The organism is Rathayibacter sp. AY1F3, from assembly GCF_002931975.1.
Taxonomy (GTDB): Bacteria; Actinomycetota; Actinomycetes; order Actinomycetales; family Microbacteriaceae; genus Rathayibacter.
Genome location: NZ_PSVF01000017.1, coordinates 24,980 through 39,826 on the forward strand (window position 1 = coordinate 24,980; position 14,847 = coordinate 39,826).

Below are 14,847 nucleotides of genomic sequence, written 5' to 3' on the forward strand. Positions count from 1 at the left end.
GCTCGCTGTCAGCCCCGAGTGTCGCGCTCCTGGGCGCGGAGCGCACGCTCCACGCCGGCCAGGTTCTCGATCACGAGTCGGCGCAGCGCCGGGACCTCCGGGTTCGCGTCGAGCCAGGCGCGGGTGGCGTCGACGATCTCCTGCGAGGGCGTGGCGGCCGGGTAGAAGCCGACGACCAGGTACTCGGCGATCTTGTAGCTCTTCGACTCCCAGAGGGAGCGGAGGGCGTCGAAGTAGACCGGGACCATCGCGTCGAGCAGGCGCGGGTCGGCGGCGCGCTGGAAGCCCAGGCCCGTCGAGCGGACGATCGTGTTCGGTGCCGAGTCGTCGGCCGTGACGGAGTCCCACGCCGCGCGCTTCGCCTCCGCGGTCGGCAGTGCGGCACGGGCGTGCGCGGCCGACTGCTGGCCGGTCGCCGTGTTGTCCGAGGCGAGCGCCGCGTCGATGTCGTCCGCACCGGCCCGCCCGCCGGCGACGAGAGCGATCAGCAGCTCCCAGCCGAGGTCGGTGTCGATGTCGAGGCCGTCGAGAGCGGTGGAGCCGTCGAGCAGCGCCTGCACGGCCTCGAGGTGCGCCGGGGTGGACGCGATCGCGGCGAAGAACTTCACGAACTGGAACTGCGCGTCGCTGCCCGGCCCGGCGCCCTGCGCGAGCGTCCACAGCTGATCGCCCGCCTCCTCGACGACCTCGGCCCGGTACTCCGGAGCGACGTACTGGGTGGCGGTGGCGACGAGCTGGTTGAGCACCGTCCGCAGGGTCGTGGACTCGGTCTCGGTCGCGACGTTGCCCAGGACGAGGCGGACGAAGTCGCGCGGCGCCGACTCGGCGTCGCGGGTCGAGTCCCAGACCGAGCCCCAGACCAGCGAGCGGGCCAGGGGGCTGTCGATGCTCGCGAGGTGCTCGACGGCCACGGCGAGCGAGGCGTCGTCGAGGCGGACCTTCGCGTAGGCGAGGTCGTCGTCGTTGAGCAGCACGAGCGCCGGACGGGTGCGGCCGATCAGCTCGGGCACCTCGGTGCGCTCCCCGTCGACGTCCAGCTCGAGGCGGTCGACGCGGACGAGGCGCTCGCCCTCGAAGTCGTACAGGCCGATCGCCAGGCGGTGCGGGCGGATCGTCGGGTACTCCTCGACCGCGGTCTGCAGGATCGCGAAGGACGCGATCGCTCCGCTCTCGTCGACCGCGATCTCGGGGCGGAGCGTGTTCACGCCGGCCGTCTCGAGCCACTGCGCCGACCACTCGGTGAGATCGCGCCCGCTGGTGGCCTCCAGCTCGACCAGCAGGTCGCGCAGCTCCGTGTTCGAGAAGGCGTGCTTGACGAAGTACTCGTGGACGCCGGCGAGGAACTCCTTCTCGCCGACCCACGCGACGAGCTGCTTGAGCACCGAGGCGCCCTTGGCGTAGGTGATGCCGTCGAAGTTGACCTGGACGTCCTCGAGGTCGTTGATGGTCGCGACGATCGGGTGGGTCGAGGGCAGCTGGTCCTGGCGGTAGGCCCAGCTCTTCTCCATCGCGGCGAAGGTGGTCCACGCCTCGGTCCACTCCGTCGCCTCCGCGGTGGCGAGGGTGGAGGCGTACTCGGCGAACGACTCGTTGAGCCAGAGGTCGTTCCACCACTTCATCGTGACCAGGTCGCCGAACCACATGTGGGCGAGCTCGTGGAGGATCGTGACGACCCGGCGCTCCTTGATCGCGTCCGTCACCTTGGAGCGGAACACGTAGGTCTCGGTGAAGGTCACCGCTCCCGCGTTCTCCATCGCGCCGGCGTTGAACTCGGGGACGAACAGCTGGTCGTACTTCGCGAACGGGTACGGGACGCCGAACTTCTCCTCGTAGAAGGCGAAGCCCTGCTTCGTCTTCTCGAACACGTAGTCGGCGTCGAGGAAGGGCGCGAGCGAGGCCCGGGCGAAGACCCCCAGCGGGATGGTGCGGCCGTCGGAGGAGACGAGCGAGTCGGTCTCGACCACGTAGGGTCCGGCGACGAGGGCCGTGATGTAGGAGGAGATGCGCGGGGTGGGCTCGAAGCTCCAGGTCGCGATCCCCTCGCCCGCCGGGACCGGCTCGGGAGTGGGCTGGTTCGACACGACCTGCCACTGCGCGGGCGCGGTGACGGTGAAGCGGAACTCGGCCTTGAGGTCCGGCTGCTCGAACACCGCGAAGACGCGGCGGGAGTCGGGCACCTCGAACTGCGAGTACAGGTACACCTCGCCGTCGACGGGGTCGACGAAGCGGTGCAGGCCCTCGCCCGTGTTGGTGTAGAGCATGTCGGCGACGACGGTGAGCTCGTTGTCCGCGGCCAGGGCGTCGAGGCGGATGCGGACGCCGTCGGCGACGTCGGCGGGGTCGAGCTCCGCGCCGTTGAGGGTGACGGAGTGGACCGTGCCCGTGACGGCGTCGATGAAGCTCGAGGCGCCCTCGGTGGCGGAGAAGCGCACCGTGGTCGTGCTGAGGAAGGTCTCGGCTCCCCGGGTCAGGTCGAGGGCGATGTCGTAGTCGTGGACCTGGATCAGCGAGGCGCGCTCCTGCGCCTCGCTCCGGGTGAGGTTGTCTCCTGGCACGGGGGTGCTCCATCCGTTCGTCTCGGGCGCTGCCGCGGGCGCCGGGGTGCGGGCGCCGCCGATCCACCCTAGAGCTGCCGGGACCCGCCGTGGAGCCCCGTGGCGCCGATCCTGCGGAGCCGCCGGGGAGCGCGGACGCGGCCCCGGCGAGCGGCGTAGCGTGTCCCCATGACCTCTGTGGACTTCTGGTTCGACCCCTCCTGCCCGTGGGCCTGGATGACCTCGCGATTCGTGGACGAGGTGACCCCCGCGCGCGACCTCGACGTGCAGTGGCACATCATGAGCCTCGCCGTCCTCAACGAGGACAAGGACGTGGACGACTCGTACCGCGCCTTCCTCCCGCGCGCGCTGCGCTACACGCGCCTGGTCGCCGCCGTCGCCGAGCGCGAGGGCCGCGAGCACGTGAAGCCGCTCTACGACGCGCTCGGCACCCGGATCCACCCGGGGGGGCGCACCGACGTCGACGCGGTGATCGCCGAGTCGCTCGCCGAGCTCGGCCTGCCCGCGGAGCTCGCCGCCCACGCCGACTCGGACGAGTACGACGAGCCGATGCGCGCCTCCCACTTCGACGGGATCGAGCGGGTCGGCCAGGACGTCGGCACCCCGGTCATCGCGATCGGCGACGTCGCCTTCTTCGGCCCCGTCATCTCGCCGATCCCGAGGGGCGAGCAGGCGCTGACCCTCTGGGACGGCATCGTCGCCGCCGCCTCCTTCGACGGCTTCTTCGAGCTCAAGCGCTCGCGGACCCGCGACCCGCAGTTCGACTGAGCCGACCCGCGGTACTCTGGCTCCCGGCCCGGGCACCGCGGGCCCCAGACGGCTCTTCCGGAGGAGTTCTCTCGTGCGCATCCACATCGCCACGGACCACGCAGGGCTGGACTTCAGCCGTCACCTGATCGAGCACCTCGGTGCCGCCGGTCACGACGTGATCGACCACGGCCCCACGTCCTACGACCCGCTGGACGACTACCCGTCCTTCTGCATCAACGCCGCCGCCGCGGTCGTCCGCGATCAGGAGGCGGGGGTCGAGGCTCTCGGCGTCGTCTTCGGCGGCTCGGGCAACGGCGAGCAGATCGCGGCGAACAAGGTCGCGGGCGTGCGCGCGGCGCTCGTGTGGAACCTGAGCACCGCCGTGCTGGCCCGCCAGCACAACGACGCGAACGTCATCTCGATCGGGGCCCGCCAGCACTCCGTCGAGGAGGCCACCGGCTTCATCGACGCGTTCGTCGCCGAGCCCTTCACCTTCGAGGAGCGGCACGTGCGCCGCATCGCGCAGCTCGCCGAGTACGAGGCCACCGGCGACATCGCCGGCCGGGTCGTCGACTCCGCCGCGAAGGAGCGCTGAGTGCCCGAGGGGCACTCCGTCCACCGGATCGCCCTGCAGTTCGAGCGCGACGTCGTCGGGCACCGCGTCGCGACCAGCAGCCCCCAGGGCCGCTTCACCGAAGGAGCCGCGCTCCTCGACGGGCGCGAGGTCCTCGAGTCCACGGCCGTCGGCAAGCACCTGCTGCTGCGCTTCGAGGGCGACCTGACGCTGCACGTCCACCTCGGCCTCTACGGTGCGTGGGACTTCCTCGGGCACGTCTCGCCGCTGTTCCCGGACGGCAAGGCCGGCAGCAGCATCGGCGCTCCCCGGCGCCGCCGCGCCGTGCGCCTCTCCGAGACGGAGCACGAGACCGACTCCGACCTCGACGAGTTCCCGCCGCCGCCCGTGGGCGCGGTGCGCGTGCGCATCATGACGGAGGAGACGGTCGCCGACCTGCGCGGCCCCACCGCCTGCGAGGTGATGGACCCCGCCCAGGTGGAGGCCCTCCTCGCCCGCCTCGGTCCGGATCCGGCCGTCGACGACTCCGACGAGGCGCGCGACCGCTTCGTGAACCGGCTCCGCAGGACGGCGACGCCGGTCGGGCTGGTGCTGATGGACCAGTCCGTGGTCAGCGGCATCGGCAACATCTACCGCGCGGAGCTGCTCTACCGCGCCGGCCTCGACCCGCACACTCCCGGCAAGCAGGTGCCGCTGGAGCTCGCACAGGAGCTGTGGCGGGACTGGGCGGACCTGCTCGAGGACGGCATCCGGACCGGGATGATGATCACGCGCCGCGGCCTGACGAAGACCGAGCGCTCGAAAGCCGTCCGCAGCCGCGCCGAGCGCAACTACGTCTACAAGCGCGAGGGCCTGCCCTGCCGCGTCTGCGGCACGAACGTGCTGCTCGAGGAGATCGGCGCGCGCAAGCTCTACTGGTGCCCGGTGTGCCAGTCGTGAGCTCCGGTGGAGAGACGCCGGCCCGGTCCCGCGCCCGCCGAGCCGTCCGCCCCGCGCTCCGCGAGGCCGCCCGATGACCGGCGGTCTCCTGCTCCGGGGCGCCCGCCTCCTCGGCTCGTCCCGACCCGGTGCCGTGCTCCTGCGCGACGGCCGCGTGGAAGCGGTCGGACCGGACGCCGCCGCCGCCCCGGGCGACGAGGTGCGCGACCTCGACGGGCGCTGGGTGCTCCCCGGCCTCTGGGACGAGCACGTCCACTTCTCCCAGTGGGCGATGACGGCACCGCGCCTGGACGTCTCGTCAGCCGACTCGGCCCGCGGAACGGCGGACGCGGTCCGACGTCGCCTGGCGGAGGAGCCCGGTACCGGCACGCTGATCGGCTTCGGCTTCCGCGACGGCCTCTGGCCGGAGCCGCCCACGACCGCGCTCCTGGACGAGGTCTCTCCGGAGCGGCCCGTCGTGCTGATCAGCGGCGACCTGCACTGCGCCTGGCTGAACTCCGCCGCGTACCGGCGCTACGCCGTCGCTCCCGAGCCCGAGCTGCTGCGCGAGGACGCCTGCTTCGAGCTCGTCACCGCACTCGGAGCCCTCGGCGACGACGAGCTCGACGCGCTCGCCGACGCGGCGGCCCGGCGGGCTGCGGCCCGCGGGGTGGTCGGCGTCGTCGACCTCGAGATGCGCTGGAACGCGGGGGACTGGCCCCGTCGCGTCGACGGCGGAACCCGATCCCTCCGCGTCGACACCGGCGTCTACCGCGACCACCTCGACCGCGCCCTCGCGGAGGGACTGCGCACGGGCGACGAACTCGACGGCGGTGACGGCCTGCTGCGGATGGGCCCGCTCAAGGTCCTGATCGACGGCTCCCTCAACACGAGGACCGCCTACTGCGCCCACCCCTACGCCGACCACTACGGCTACGGCGTCCTCACCGTGGAGCCCGCCGAGCTGGACGAGCTGCTCGCCCGCGCGGCCGCCGGGGGCATCCGCTCCACCGTGCACGCGATCGGAGACGCCGCGGCGACGCTGGCTCTGGACGCGCTCGGCCGGGTCGGCGGGGGCCGCATCGAGCACGCTCAGCTGCTCGCGGAGACCGACCTTCCGCGGTTCGCCGCGCTCGGCGTGGAGGCCGGAGTGCAGCCCGCGCACGCGCTCGACGACCGCGAGGTGGCGGAGCGGTACTGGCCGGGACGGACCGGCCGGGCGTTCCCGCTGCGCTCGCTGCTCGACTCCGGGGCCCGCGTGGTGCTCGGCTCGGACGCTCCGGTCGCTCCGCTCGACCCGTGGGTCGCGATCTCGGCCGCGGTCGCGCGGGCGCTGCCCGGCGACGAGCCCTGGCATCCGGAGCAGCGGGTGAGCGTCGAGGAGGCGATCGTCGCCTCGACCCGGGTGCGCCGGCTCAGGCCCGCGGCCGGCGATCCCGCCGATCTCGTGGTGGTCGACCGCGATCCGCTCGCCGCCGACGCGGGAGCCCTCCGATCCATGCCGGTCGCCGCGACCCTCCTGGCGGGCCGCTTCACGCACGGCGGCTGACCCGCGCCCGTCGCGACACCGGCTGCTCCGGATCGCGCGAACGGGCCCGGGAACGACGACGGCCCGCGGGATCCGAGGATCCGCGGGCCGGTCGACGCGTGGTGCTCAGCTCTCGCTGACGTGGGCGAAGAGGAACCAGCGGTCCTTCTCGAGGCCGCGGCCGATCTCGATCGCGACGTCCTGGCTGCTCGCGTCGATCTCGGCGAGCTCGGCGATCGCCGTGTTGACGGTCGCGATGGCGACGTCCATCTGGCGGATGATCTCGACGATCGCGTTCTCGGAGCGCTGGAAGCCGGGGGTGAGGGGTTCGGACTGCGTCGCCGAGGCGACGGTCTGGATGCGGGCGTCGACCGGGAGGCCGAGGGCGACGACGCGCTCCGCGGCGAGGTCGGCCCACTCGATGGCGCGGCCGACGATCGCGTCGAGCAGCTCGTGGACGCCGATGAAGTTGGCGCCGCGGACGTGCCAGTGCGCCTGCTTGCCGTTGACGGCGAGCGCGGTCATCTCGACGACGACGGGGCTGAGGAACTGGGCGACTCCGGATGCGACATCCGGGTTCGACGAGGTGAGCGACGTGACGGACGTGGTGGACATCGTCTGGTCCTTTCGAGAGGGGGTGACTGATCGTCAACAGTACGCAGATCCCTCGGCGCCGCAAGGAAGCGCAGGCTCGGCTCAGTCCGGTGAAGGACAGGCTCACCTCTGTCGCGGAGGGGCGTCACGGGGGCTTCCCCCCGGGTGCCCGGAGCCGTGCCGCCGGTACGCTCGACCGGGTCGCGGCGGCGGCGGGAGCGGACAGGAGGCGCGGATGAGCGGAGCATCGACGGCCCTCGGCGAGGCCTCGCGCGCCTACCTCCGGCTCTGGCGCGGACTGCCCCGGGAGGTGGTCGCGCTGGTGGCCGCGATCCCGGTCGCGCTCCTCGGCGCCTTCTGCGCCGGCGTCGCGCTGGCCGTCGCGCTCGGGCTCGTCGGAGTCCTGATCGGCCTGGTGTTCCTGCCCGCCGCCCTCTACACGGCGCGCTTCTTCTCGCGGGCCGCCGTCGGCCTCGACGTGCTGGCCGGACGGCCCGCCGTCCCCCGGCCGCAGTGGCGGCGACCGCCCTCCGCCGTCACTCCCTCGACCTTCGCCCTCTACGGTCCGGTGATCGACGGGCACTACTGGCTCGCTCTCCTGCACACGCTCGTCGTGGCTCCGGTGCTCGCGCTGCTGTCCGGACTGCTCCTCGCGCTGTGGACCTGGGCGGGCCCGGGCACGGTGGCCGCCGCGCTCACGGGGGCCCCCGGTCCGGCCCGCCTGCTGGCCGAGAGCGGAGCCGCTCTGCTGGGCGCCCCGCAGCCTCCGGCGGGACTGGTCGCCGCGGCGACGGTCGCCACGACCGTCCTCTTCGTCTCGACCCTGCCGTTCGCCACCCGCGGCCTCTCCCTCCTGCACTGGCTGGTCGACCGTCTCCTGCTCGGCCCGTGGGAGTCGGAGGCGCTCCAGCGCGAGGTCGCCGAGCTGAGCGCCTCCCGCGGCGCAGCCGTCGCCGCCGAGGACCGCGCGCTGCGCCGGCTCGAGCGCGACATCCACGACGGCCCGCAGCAGCGCCTGATCCGGGTGCAGATGGACCTGGCCTCGGCCCGCAACCGACTCGCCGCCGACCCGGAGTCCGCCGCCCGCCTGGTCGACGAGGCTCGCGAGCACGTGCGCGCCGCGCTCGACGAGCTGCGCGCCCTCTCCCGCGGCGTGGCGCCGCCGATCCTGCAGGACCGGGGCTTCGAGGCGGCGGTGCACTCGCTCGCCGAGCTCAGTTCGGTGCCGGTCGAGGTCCTCACCGAGCACCCCGTGGCGGACGTGCCGCCCGAGGTCGAGCGCAGCGTCTACTTCGTCGTCGCCGAGCTGCTCGCCAACGTCTCCAAGCACTCTGGTGCCCGATCGGTGCGGGTGCATCTCGACACCCGCGACTCCGGCACTCCGGGGGAGCGCTGGCTCGACGCCTGGGTGGTCGACGACGGAGTCGGCGGGGCGTCGCCGGTCGCCGGTCACGGTCTCGAGGGGGTCGGCGGGCGCGTCCGGGGCCTGCGCGGGATCCTGAGCGTGGAGTCGCCGGTCGGCGGGCCGACCACGGTCGGGGTGCACGTCCCCTACCGCCCGGCCGTCCTATCCTGAGAGCGTGCCCGTGATCCGCGTCGCCATCGCCGAGGACTCGGTCCTCCTGCGCGAGGGCCTGGTCCGCCTCTTCGAGGACGCGGGGCTCGCCTCCGTCGGCGCCTTCGGGGACGCGGACGCCCTGCTCGCCGATCTGGCGCGGGACCCGGCCGGCGTCGACGTCGCCGTGCTCGACGTCCGGATGCCGCCGACCTTCCGCGACGAGGGCGTCCGCGGGGCGCTGGAGATCCGCCGGCGCTACCCGCAGGTGTCGGTCCTGCTGCTCAGCCAGTACGTCGAGGTCACCTACGCGCAGGAGCTGCTCGGCTCCGGCGACGGCGGACTCGGCTACCTCCTGAAGGACCGGGTCGCCTCCGTAGAGGAGCTGCGCGACGCCGTCGAGCGCGTCGCGGCGGGCGGAACCGTCCTCGACCCGCAGGTCGTCGCCTCGCTCCTGCAGCGCAACCGCGACCCGCTCGCCTCGCTGACCCCGCGGGAGCGGGAGGTGCTGGAGCAGATGGCCCAGGGGCGCACGAACGCGGGCATCGCCTCCGCTCTCTTCGTCGGCGTGGGCGCCGTGGAGAAGAACGTGACCGCGATCTTCCAGAAGCTCGGGCTCGAGGACTCGGGCTCCGACCACCGGCGGGTGCTGGCGGTCCTCGCCTTCCTGCGCGCCGGGCGCTGACCACCGGAGAAGAGGAGAACCCGATGCTGTCGAGTCCCGCGGAGGGCGCCCGCGTCCTCGCCCTGACCGGGGGACGCGCCCCGGAGATCGCCGACACCGCGTGGGTCGCTCCGGGCGCCACCGTGATCGGCTCCGTGCGCCTGGGGGAGCGGGCGAGCGTCTGGTACGGCGCCGTCCTGCGCGCCGAGCACGCGCGGATCGAGCTCGGCGCCCGCAGCAACCTCCAGGACGGCGTCGTCGTCCACGTCGACGCCGACTACGACGCGGTCATCGGCGCCGGAGTCTCGGTCGGGCACAACGCGGTGCTGCACGGCTGCACCCTCGAGGACGACGTGCTGGTCGGCATGAGCGCGACCGTCCTGAACGGGGCCGTCGTCGGCACCGGCTCGCTGATCGCCGCAGGCGCCGTCGTCCTCGAGGGGACGGTCGTCCCGCCGGGCTCGCTGGTGGCGGGCGTCCCCGGGAGGGTCCGGCGGGAGCTGACGGAGGAGGAGCGCGAGGGCATCCGCCGGAACGCCGCCTCGTACCTCGCCCTGACGGAGGAGCATCGCGGCGCGGTCGGCTGAGCACGCCCGGAACGCCTCGGAACGACGAAGAGCCCCGGACATCCGGGGCTCTTCGAGAGGAGAGGGGCTGACGAGAATCGAACTCGCATCATCTGTTTGGAAGACAGAGGCTTTACCACTAAGCTACAGCCCCGGATCGCTGGTCTGACGACCGCGAACCGGTGCGACCGGGTCTCTCGACCGGGCACCAGGACAGCGTAGTACATCGCGCGAGCACCGTGGACACCCCGGTCGTCCTCCGCCGCGCGGTTCCGGTCGCCGCTGCCGCGGTGCAGTACACTTGCGAAGGCCATTTCGGCGTGTCGCGCAAGCGCACGTGCGGGGACGGCTCGACGAGAGTCTCACGCACGGTGCCCAGGCCCGCGCATCCGGGGCGTAGCTCAGCTTGGCTAGAGCGCCCGCTTTGGGAGCGGGAGGTCGCAGGTTCGAATCCTGTCGCCCCGACCACGAGTACTCATCGTGACGACATCGACCCGTGACGACCGTCATCCGGCGCCGACACCAACCAGCACAGGAGATCCCCTCACGTGAAGACCACGGTAGAACAGCTGAGCCCGACCCGCGTGAAGCTCGCGATTTCGGTCACCCCGGACGAGCTCGGCCCCAGCATCACGCACGCCTACGGCCACATCGCCGAGCAGATCAACGTCCCCGGCTTCCGCAAGGGCAAGGTCCCGCCCGCCATCGTCGACCAGCGCGTCGGCAAGGCCGCGGTGCTCGAGCACGCGGTCAACGAGGGCCTCGACGGCTTCTACCGCGAGGCCGTCCGCGAGACCGAGGTCCGCCCCCTGGGCCGCCCCCAGGCCGACATCGTCGCCTGGCCGAGCGACAAGGACTTCACCGGCGACCTCGAGCTCGCCATCGAGGTCGACGTGCGCCCCGAGATCACCGTCCCGGACTACGACGGCATCGAGCTCACCGTCGAGGCGGCCGAGGTCACCGACGCCGACGTCGACGCCGAGCTGGACAAGCTCCGCAGCCGCTTCGGCACCCTGGTCACCGTGGACCGCCCGGCGAAGACCGGAGACTTCGCGCAGATCGACCTGGTCGCCTCCATCGACGGCGTCGAGGTCGACACCGCCAACGCCATCTCGTACGAGCTCGGCTCGGGCGAGCTGATCGAGGGCATCGACGAGGCGCTCGACTCGCTCACCGCGGGCGAGAGCACCACGTTCACCGCTCCGCTGCTCGGCGGCGACCACGCCGGCGAGCAGGCCGAGATCGCCGTCGCGCTCACCGCCGTCAAGGAGCGCGAGCTCCCCGAGGCCGACGACGACTTCGCGCAGATCGCCAGCGAGTTCGACACCATCGCCGAGCTGCGCGAGTCGCTCAAGGAGCAGGCCGCTCAGCAGAAGACCTTCGGCCAGGGCGGCGAGGCCCGCGAGAAGCTCGTCGAGGCGCTGCTCGCCCTCGTCGAGGTCCCCGTGCCCGCCGGTCTCGTCGAGGACGAGGTGCACCGCCACCTCGAGGGCGAGAACCGCCTCGAGGACGACGAGCACCGCGCCGAGGTCAAGGAGGCCAGCGAGAAGACCTTCAAGACGCAGATCCTCCTCGACCACGTCGTCGAGCAGGAGAAGGTCCAGGTCAGCCAGGACGAGCTCACGCAGTACCTCATCCAGGGTGCGGCGCAGTACGGCATGGAGCCGAACGAGTTCATCAAGATCCTGTCCGAGAACAACCAGATCGGCCAGATGGTCGGCGAGGTCGCCCGCAACAAGGCGCTCGCGATCGTCCTCGGCAAGGCGAAGGTCACCGACACCGAGGGCAACACCGTCGACCTGACCGCGTTCACCGCGGTCCCCGGTGACGACGAGGCCGTCGAGGCCTCCGACGAGGCCGTCGCCTCGGACGAGACCGAGGTCGTGGAGGAGGCTCAGGCCGCCGCCGACGCCGAGGTCCCCGCGGAGCCTGTCGCCGAGGAGCCCGCCGCCGAGGAGGAGCCCGCCCCGGCCCCCAAGAAGAAGCGCGCGCCGGCCAAGAAGAAGGCCGCCGCTCCCGCCGAGGAGACCCCGGCCGCGGAGTAGTCGCCGCGAGCACGTCAGGAGCCGCCCCCCGATCCGTCGGAGGGCGGCTCCTCTCGTTGGGGGGGGGGGGGCTCCGGTCCGCCCCGGGCGAACACGGGCGACTCCCGCTCCGCCCCGGGCGAACACGGCCGGATCGGGTTGGCGGCGTCCGATAGATTCGCCTCCGAAGCGACAACTGAAACGGAGCAATACATGGCCGACATGGTTATGCCCAACAGTGTTTTCGACCGCCTGCTCAAGGACCGGATCATCTGGCTCGGTTCCGAGGTGCGCGACGAGAACGCGAACGAGATCGCCGCGAAGCTCCTGCTCCTGGCAGCCGAGGACTCCGAGCGGGACATCTACCTCTACATCAACTCGCCCGGCGGCTCCATCACCGCGGGCATGGCGATCTACGACACGATGCAGTTCGTCCCGAACGACATCGTGACCGTGGGCATCGGGATGGCGGCCTCCATGGGCCAGCTGCTCCTCACCGCCGGAACCCAGGGCAAGCGCTACATCACCCCGAACGCGCGGGTGCTCCTCCACCAGCCGCACGGCGGCTTCGGCGGCACGGCCTCCGACATCCAGACCCAGGCGCAGCTCATCCTCGACATGAAGAAGCGCCTCGCCGAGATCACCGCCAAGGCGACCGGCAAGACCGTCGAGCAGGTCAACGAGGACGGCGACCGCGACCGCTGGTTCAGCGCCGAGGAGGCCCTCGCCTACGGCTTCGTCGACCACATCCGCTCGTCGGCGACCGACGTGGCCGGCGGTGGCGGAACCGCCATCGACGAGTAGTCCAGCGAACGCGCCGAGAGATCAGGAACAGACAATGACCACACCCACCTTCGGCGGAACGGCGTTCGGCTCCGGAGCCGCACCGTCCTCGCGCTACATCCTCCCCACGTTCGAAGAGCGCACGGCCTACGGCTACAAGCGCCAGGACCCGTACGCCAAGCTCTTCGAGGACCGCATCATCTTCCTCGGAGTCCAGGTCGACGACGCCTCCGCGGACGACATCATGGCCCAGCTCCTCGTGCTCGAGAGCCAGGACCCGGACCGCGACATCGTCATGTACATCAACTCGCCCGGTGGATCCTTCACCGCGATGACGGCGATCTACGACACGATGCAGTACATCCGCCCGCACATCCAGACGGTCGTGCTCGGCCAGGCCGCCTCGGCCGCCGCCGTGCTCACCGCCGCGGGAACGCCCGGCAAGCGCCTCGCGCTGCCGAACGCGCGCATCCTCATCCACCAGCCCGCCGTGCAGCAGGGCGGGGGCCAGGCCTCGGACATCGAGATCCAGGCCGCCGAGATCATGCGCATGCGCGAGTGGCTCGAGGAGACGCTGTCGCACCACTCGAACCGCTCGATCGAGCAGGTCAAGAAGGACATCGACCGCGACAAGATCCTCGGCGCGAGCGACGCGCTCGAGTACGGGCTGATCGACCAGGTGCTCACCAGCCGCAAGAGCCTCCCGGCTCTCACGGCGTAGGGCGTCCAGGAGGGGCCGGGTGGCGGAGCGATCCGCCGCCCGGCTCCTCTCTGCGTCCTCCGTCGCCGTAGCAAAGCGCCACACGAGGCGCAAGGCACGGCGAATCCGGCCCGCCTGCCGAGCCCTCGCGGCTCAGCGGCTAGGCTCGGAGCAGTGTCAGGGGGCTCGTCCCGCTCGCACCGGCCGGAGCTCCGGGCTCCGTTGCACGACCGACCGACGCACGACAGACGCACGACAAGGAAGTGGGGCATCCCCGTGGCACGTATTGGCGAAAGCGCCGACCTGCTGAAGTGCTCCTTCTGCGGCAAGAGCCAGAAGCAGGTCCAGCAGCTCATCGCGGGACCGGGCGTCTACATCTGCGACGAGTGCGTCGAGCTCTGCAACGAGATCATCGAGGAGCGCCTCTCCGAGTCGAGCGAGGAGACGAGCCACGAGTTCGACCTCCCGAAGCCGAAGGAGATCTTCGGCTTCCTCGAGGAGTACGTGATCGGGCAGGAGCAGGCCAAGAAGGCCCTCGCCGTCGCCGTGTACAACCACTACAAGCGCGTGCGGGCCCGCAACACCATCACCGCCGCCGACGCGATCCACGACGAGGTCGAGATCGCCAAGAGCAACATCCTGCTCATCGGCCCCACGGGCTGCGGGAAGACCTACCTCGCCCAGACCCTCGCGAAGCGCCTCAACGTGCCCTTCGCCGTCGCGGACGCCACGGCCCTCACCGAGGCGGGCTACGTCGGCGAGGACGTCGAGAACATCCTCCTCAAGCTCATCCAGGCCGCCGACTACGACGTCAAGCGTGCCGAGACCGGCATCATCTACATCGACGAGGTCGACAAGATCGCGCGGAAGGCCGAGAACCCCTCGATCACGCGCGACGTCTCGGGCGAGGGAGTGCAGCAGGCACTGCTCAAGATCCTCGAGGGCACCGTCGCCTCCGTGCCCCCGCAGGGCGGGCGGAAGCACCCGCACCAGGAGTTCATCCAGATCGACACGACGAACGTCCTCTTCATCGTCGCCGGCGCCTTCGCCGGACTCGAGGACATCATCTCGTCGCGGGCGGGCAAGCGCGGCATCGGCTTCGGCGCTCCGCTGCACAACAAGGAAGACGAGATCAACATCTTCAGCGAGGTCCTCCCGGAGGACCTGCACAAGTTCGGGTTGATCCCCGAATTCATCGGGCGTCTCCCCGTCGTGACGACGGTCACGCAGCTCGACCAGGACGCGCTCATGCAGATCCTCACCGAGCCGCGCAACGCGCTCGTGAAGCAGTACCAGCGGATGTTCGAGATCGACGGCGTCGAGCTCGAGTTCGACCGGGGCGCTCTCGAGGCCATCGCGGACCTGGCGGTCCTCCGCCAGACCGGCGCCCGCGGACTGCGCGCGATCCTCGAGGAGGTGCTCGGCCCGATCATGTTCGAGGTGCCCTCCTCGGACGAGGTGGCTCGGGTCGTCGTCACCCGCGCCGCGGTGCTCGACAACGCGGCCCCGACGATCGTCCCCCACGCTCCCCGCCGTCAGGAGAAGAGCGCCTAGTCGCTCCCCGCCCCGCTCTGCCAGTTCACCGCGATTGGCCCGGCGGATCGTCGGCCGAGTCGCTCCCGCTTCCCTAACCTGG

The 14,847-nt window shown here is 71.7% G+C and carries 13 protein-coding genes and 2 tRNA genes; 12 read left to right on the top strand and 3 right to left on the bottom strand.

Annotated elements, in window-relative coordinates; all coding sequences use genetic code 11:
• Nucleotides 1-8 precede the first annotated feature (8 nt).
• Nucleotides 9-2,555 carry an aminopeptidase N gene (gene pepN / locus C5C39_RS11325; RefSeq protein WP_104353407.1) on the bottom strand — a complete coding sequence of 849 codons (2,547 nt, stop codon included), beginning with the start codon at nucleotides 2,553-2,555 and terminating at the stop codon, nucleotides 9-11.
• 168 nt (nucleotides 2,556-2,723) lie between these two features.
• On the opposite strand from pepN, the gene C5C39_RS11330 reads away from it, so the two are divergent.
• The 4 genes from C5C39_RS11330 (at nucleotide 2,724) to C5C39_RS11345 (ending at nucleotide 6,346) form a co-directional block, all read left to right on the top strand.
• A complete protein-coding gene (locus C5C39_RS11330; RefSeq protein ID WP_104223701.1) occupies nucleotides 2,724-3,323 on the top strand; it encodes a DsbA family protein in 600 nt (199 codons plus the stop codon).
• A 73-nt stretch (nucleotides 3,324-3,396) separates the two neighbouring features.
• Nucleotides 3,397-3,900: a ribose-5-phosphate isomerase gene (locus tag C5C39_RS11335; RefSeq protein WP_104223700.1), complete on the top strand. Its 504-nt coding sequence runs from the start codon at nucleotides 3,397-3,399 to the stop codon at nucleotides 3,898-3,900.
• Nucleotides 3,901-4,818, top strand: coding sequence for an Fpg/Nei family DNA glycosylase (locus C5C39_RS11340; protein ID WP_104328457.1), 918 nt, complete (start codon nucleotides 3,901-3,903; stop codon nucleotides 4,816-4,818). It abuts the gene before it with no gap.
• Nucleotides 4,819-4,891: 73 nt separating this feature from the next.
• Nucleotides 4,892-6,346 carry an amidohydrolase gene (locus C5C39_RS11345; RefSeq protein ID WP_104353408.1) on the top strand — a complete coding sequence of 485 codons (1,455 nt, stop codon included), beginning with the start codon at nucleotides 4,892-4,894 and terminating at the stop codon, nucleotides 6,344-6,346.
• Between the two features lie 105 nt (nucleotides 6,347-6,451).
• On the opposite strand, the gene C5C39_RS11350 is transcribed toward C5C39_RS11345, so the two are convergent.
• The gene (locus C5C39_RS11350) at nucleotides 6,452-6,940 is read right to left on the bottom strand and encodes a Dps family protein (protein WP_104226731.1); all 489 of its coding nucleotides are present in this window, start codon (nucleotides 6,938-6,940) and stop codon (nucleotides 6,452-6,454) included.
• A gap of 214 nt (nucleotides 6,941-7,154) precedes the next feature.
• On the opposite strand from C5C39_RS11350, the gene C5C39_RS11355 reads away from it, so the two are divergent.
• From C5C39_RS11355 to C5C39_RS11365, 3 genes are read left to right on the top strand one after another with little or no spacing between them, the layout of a single operon-like run.
• Complete coding sequence (locus tag C5C39_RS11355) at nucleotides 7,155-8,495, top strand: histidine kinase (protein WP_104353409.1); 1,341 nt, start codon at nucleotides 7,155-7,157, stop codon at nucleotides 8,493-8,495.
• Nucleotides 8,496-8,499: 4 nt separating this feature from the next.
• Nucleotides 8,500-9,159 (top strand): response regulator transcription factor, encoded by a 660-nt coding sequence (locus C5C39_RS11360; protein WP_104353410.1) that lies wholly within the window; start codon nucleotides 8,500-8,502, stop codon nucleotides 9,157-9,159.
• Nucleotides 9,160-9,182: 23 nt separating this feature from the next.
• Nucleotides 9,183-9,725, top strand: coding sequence for a gamma carbonic anhydrase family protein (locus C5C39_RS11365; protein ID WP_104353411.1), 543 nt, complete (start codon nucleotides 9,183-9,185; stop codon nucleotides 9,723-9,725).
• Between the two features lie 62 nt (nucleotides 9,726-9,787).
• Here C5C39_RS11365 and C5C39_RS11370 read toward each other — a convergent pair.
• Nucleotides 9,788-9,858 (bottom strand) — tRNA-Gly (locus tag C5C39_RS11370).
• 236 nt (nucleotides 9,859-10,094) lie between these two features.
• Between C5C39_RS11370 and C5C39_RS11375 the strand changes: the two genes are divergently transcribed.
• The 5 genes from C5C39_RS11375 to clpX all read left to right on the top strand — a co-directional run bounded on the left by C5C39_RS11375 (nucleotide 10,095) and on the right by clpX (nucleotide 14,765).
• A tRNA-Pro gene (locus C5C39_RS11375) sits at nucleotides 10,095-10,172 on the top strand.
• Between the two features lie 80 nt (nucleotides 10,173-10,252).
• Nucleotides 10,253-11,749 (top strand): trigger factor, encoded by a 1,497-nt coding sequence (gene tig, locus C5C39_RS11380; RefSeq protein WP_104353412.1) that lies wholly within the window; start codon nucleotides 10,253-10,255, stop codon nucleotides 11,747-11,749.
• A 192-nt stretch (nucleotides 11,750-11,941) separates the two neighbouring features.
• The gene (locus tag C5C39_RS11385; RefSeq protein WP_097165884.1) at nucleotides 11,942-12,532 is read left to right on the top strand and encodes an ATP-dependent Clp protease proteolytic subunit; all 591 of its coding nucleotides are present in this window, start codon (nucleotides 11,942-11,944) and stop codon (nucleotides 12,530-12,532) included.
• A 34-nt stretch (nucleotides 12,533-12,566) separates the two neighbouring features.
• Nucleotides 12,567-13,232, top strand: coding sequence for an ATP-dependent Clp protease proteolytic subunit (locus C5C39_RS11390; RefSeq protein WP_068253282.1), 666 nt, complete (start codon nucleotides 12,567-12,569; stop codon nucleotides 13,230-13,232).
• A gap of 255 nt (nucleotides 13,233-13,487) precedes the next feature.
• A complete protein-coding gene (clpX, locus tag C5C39_RS11395) occupies nucleotides 13,488-14,765 on the top strand; it encodes an ATP-dependent Clp protease ATP-binding subunit ClpX (RefSeq protein ID WP_104247278.1) in 1,278 nt (425 codons plus the stop codon).
• The last annotated feature ends 82 nt before the right edge of the window (nucleotides 14,766-14,847 follow it).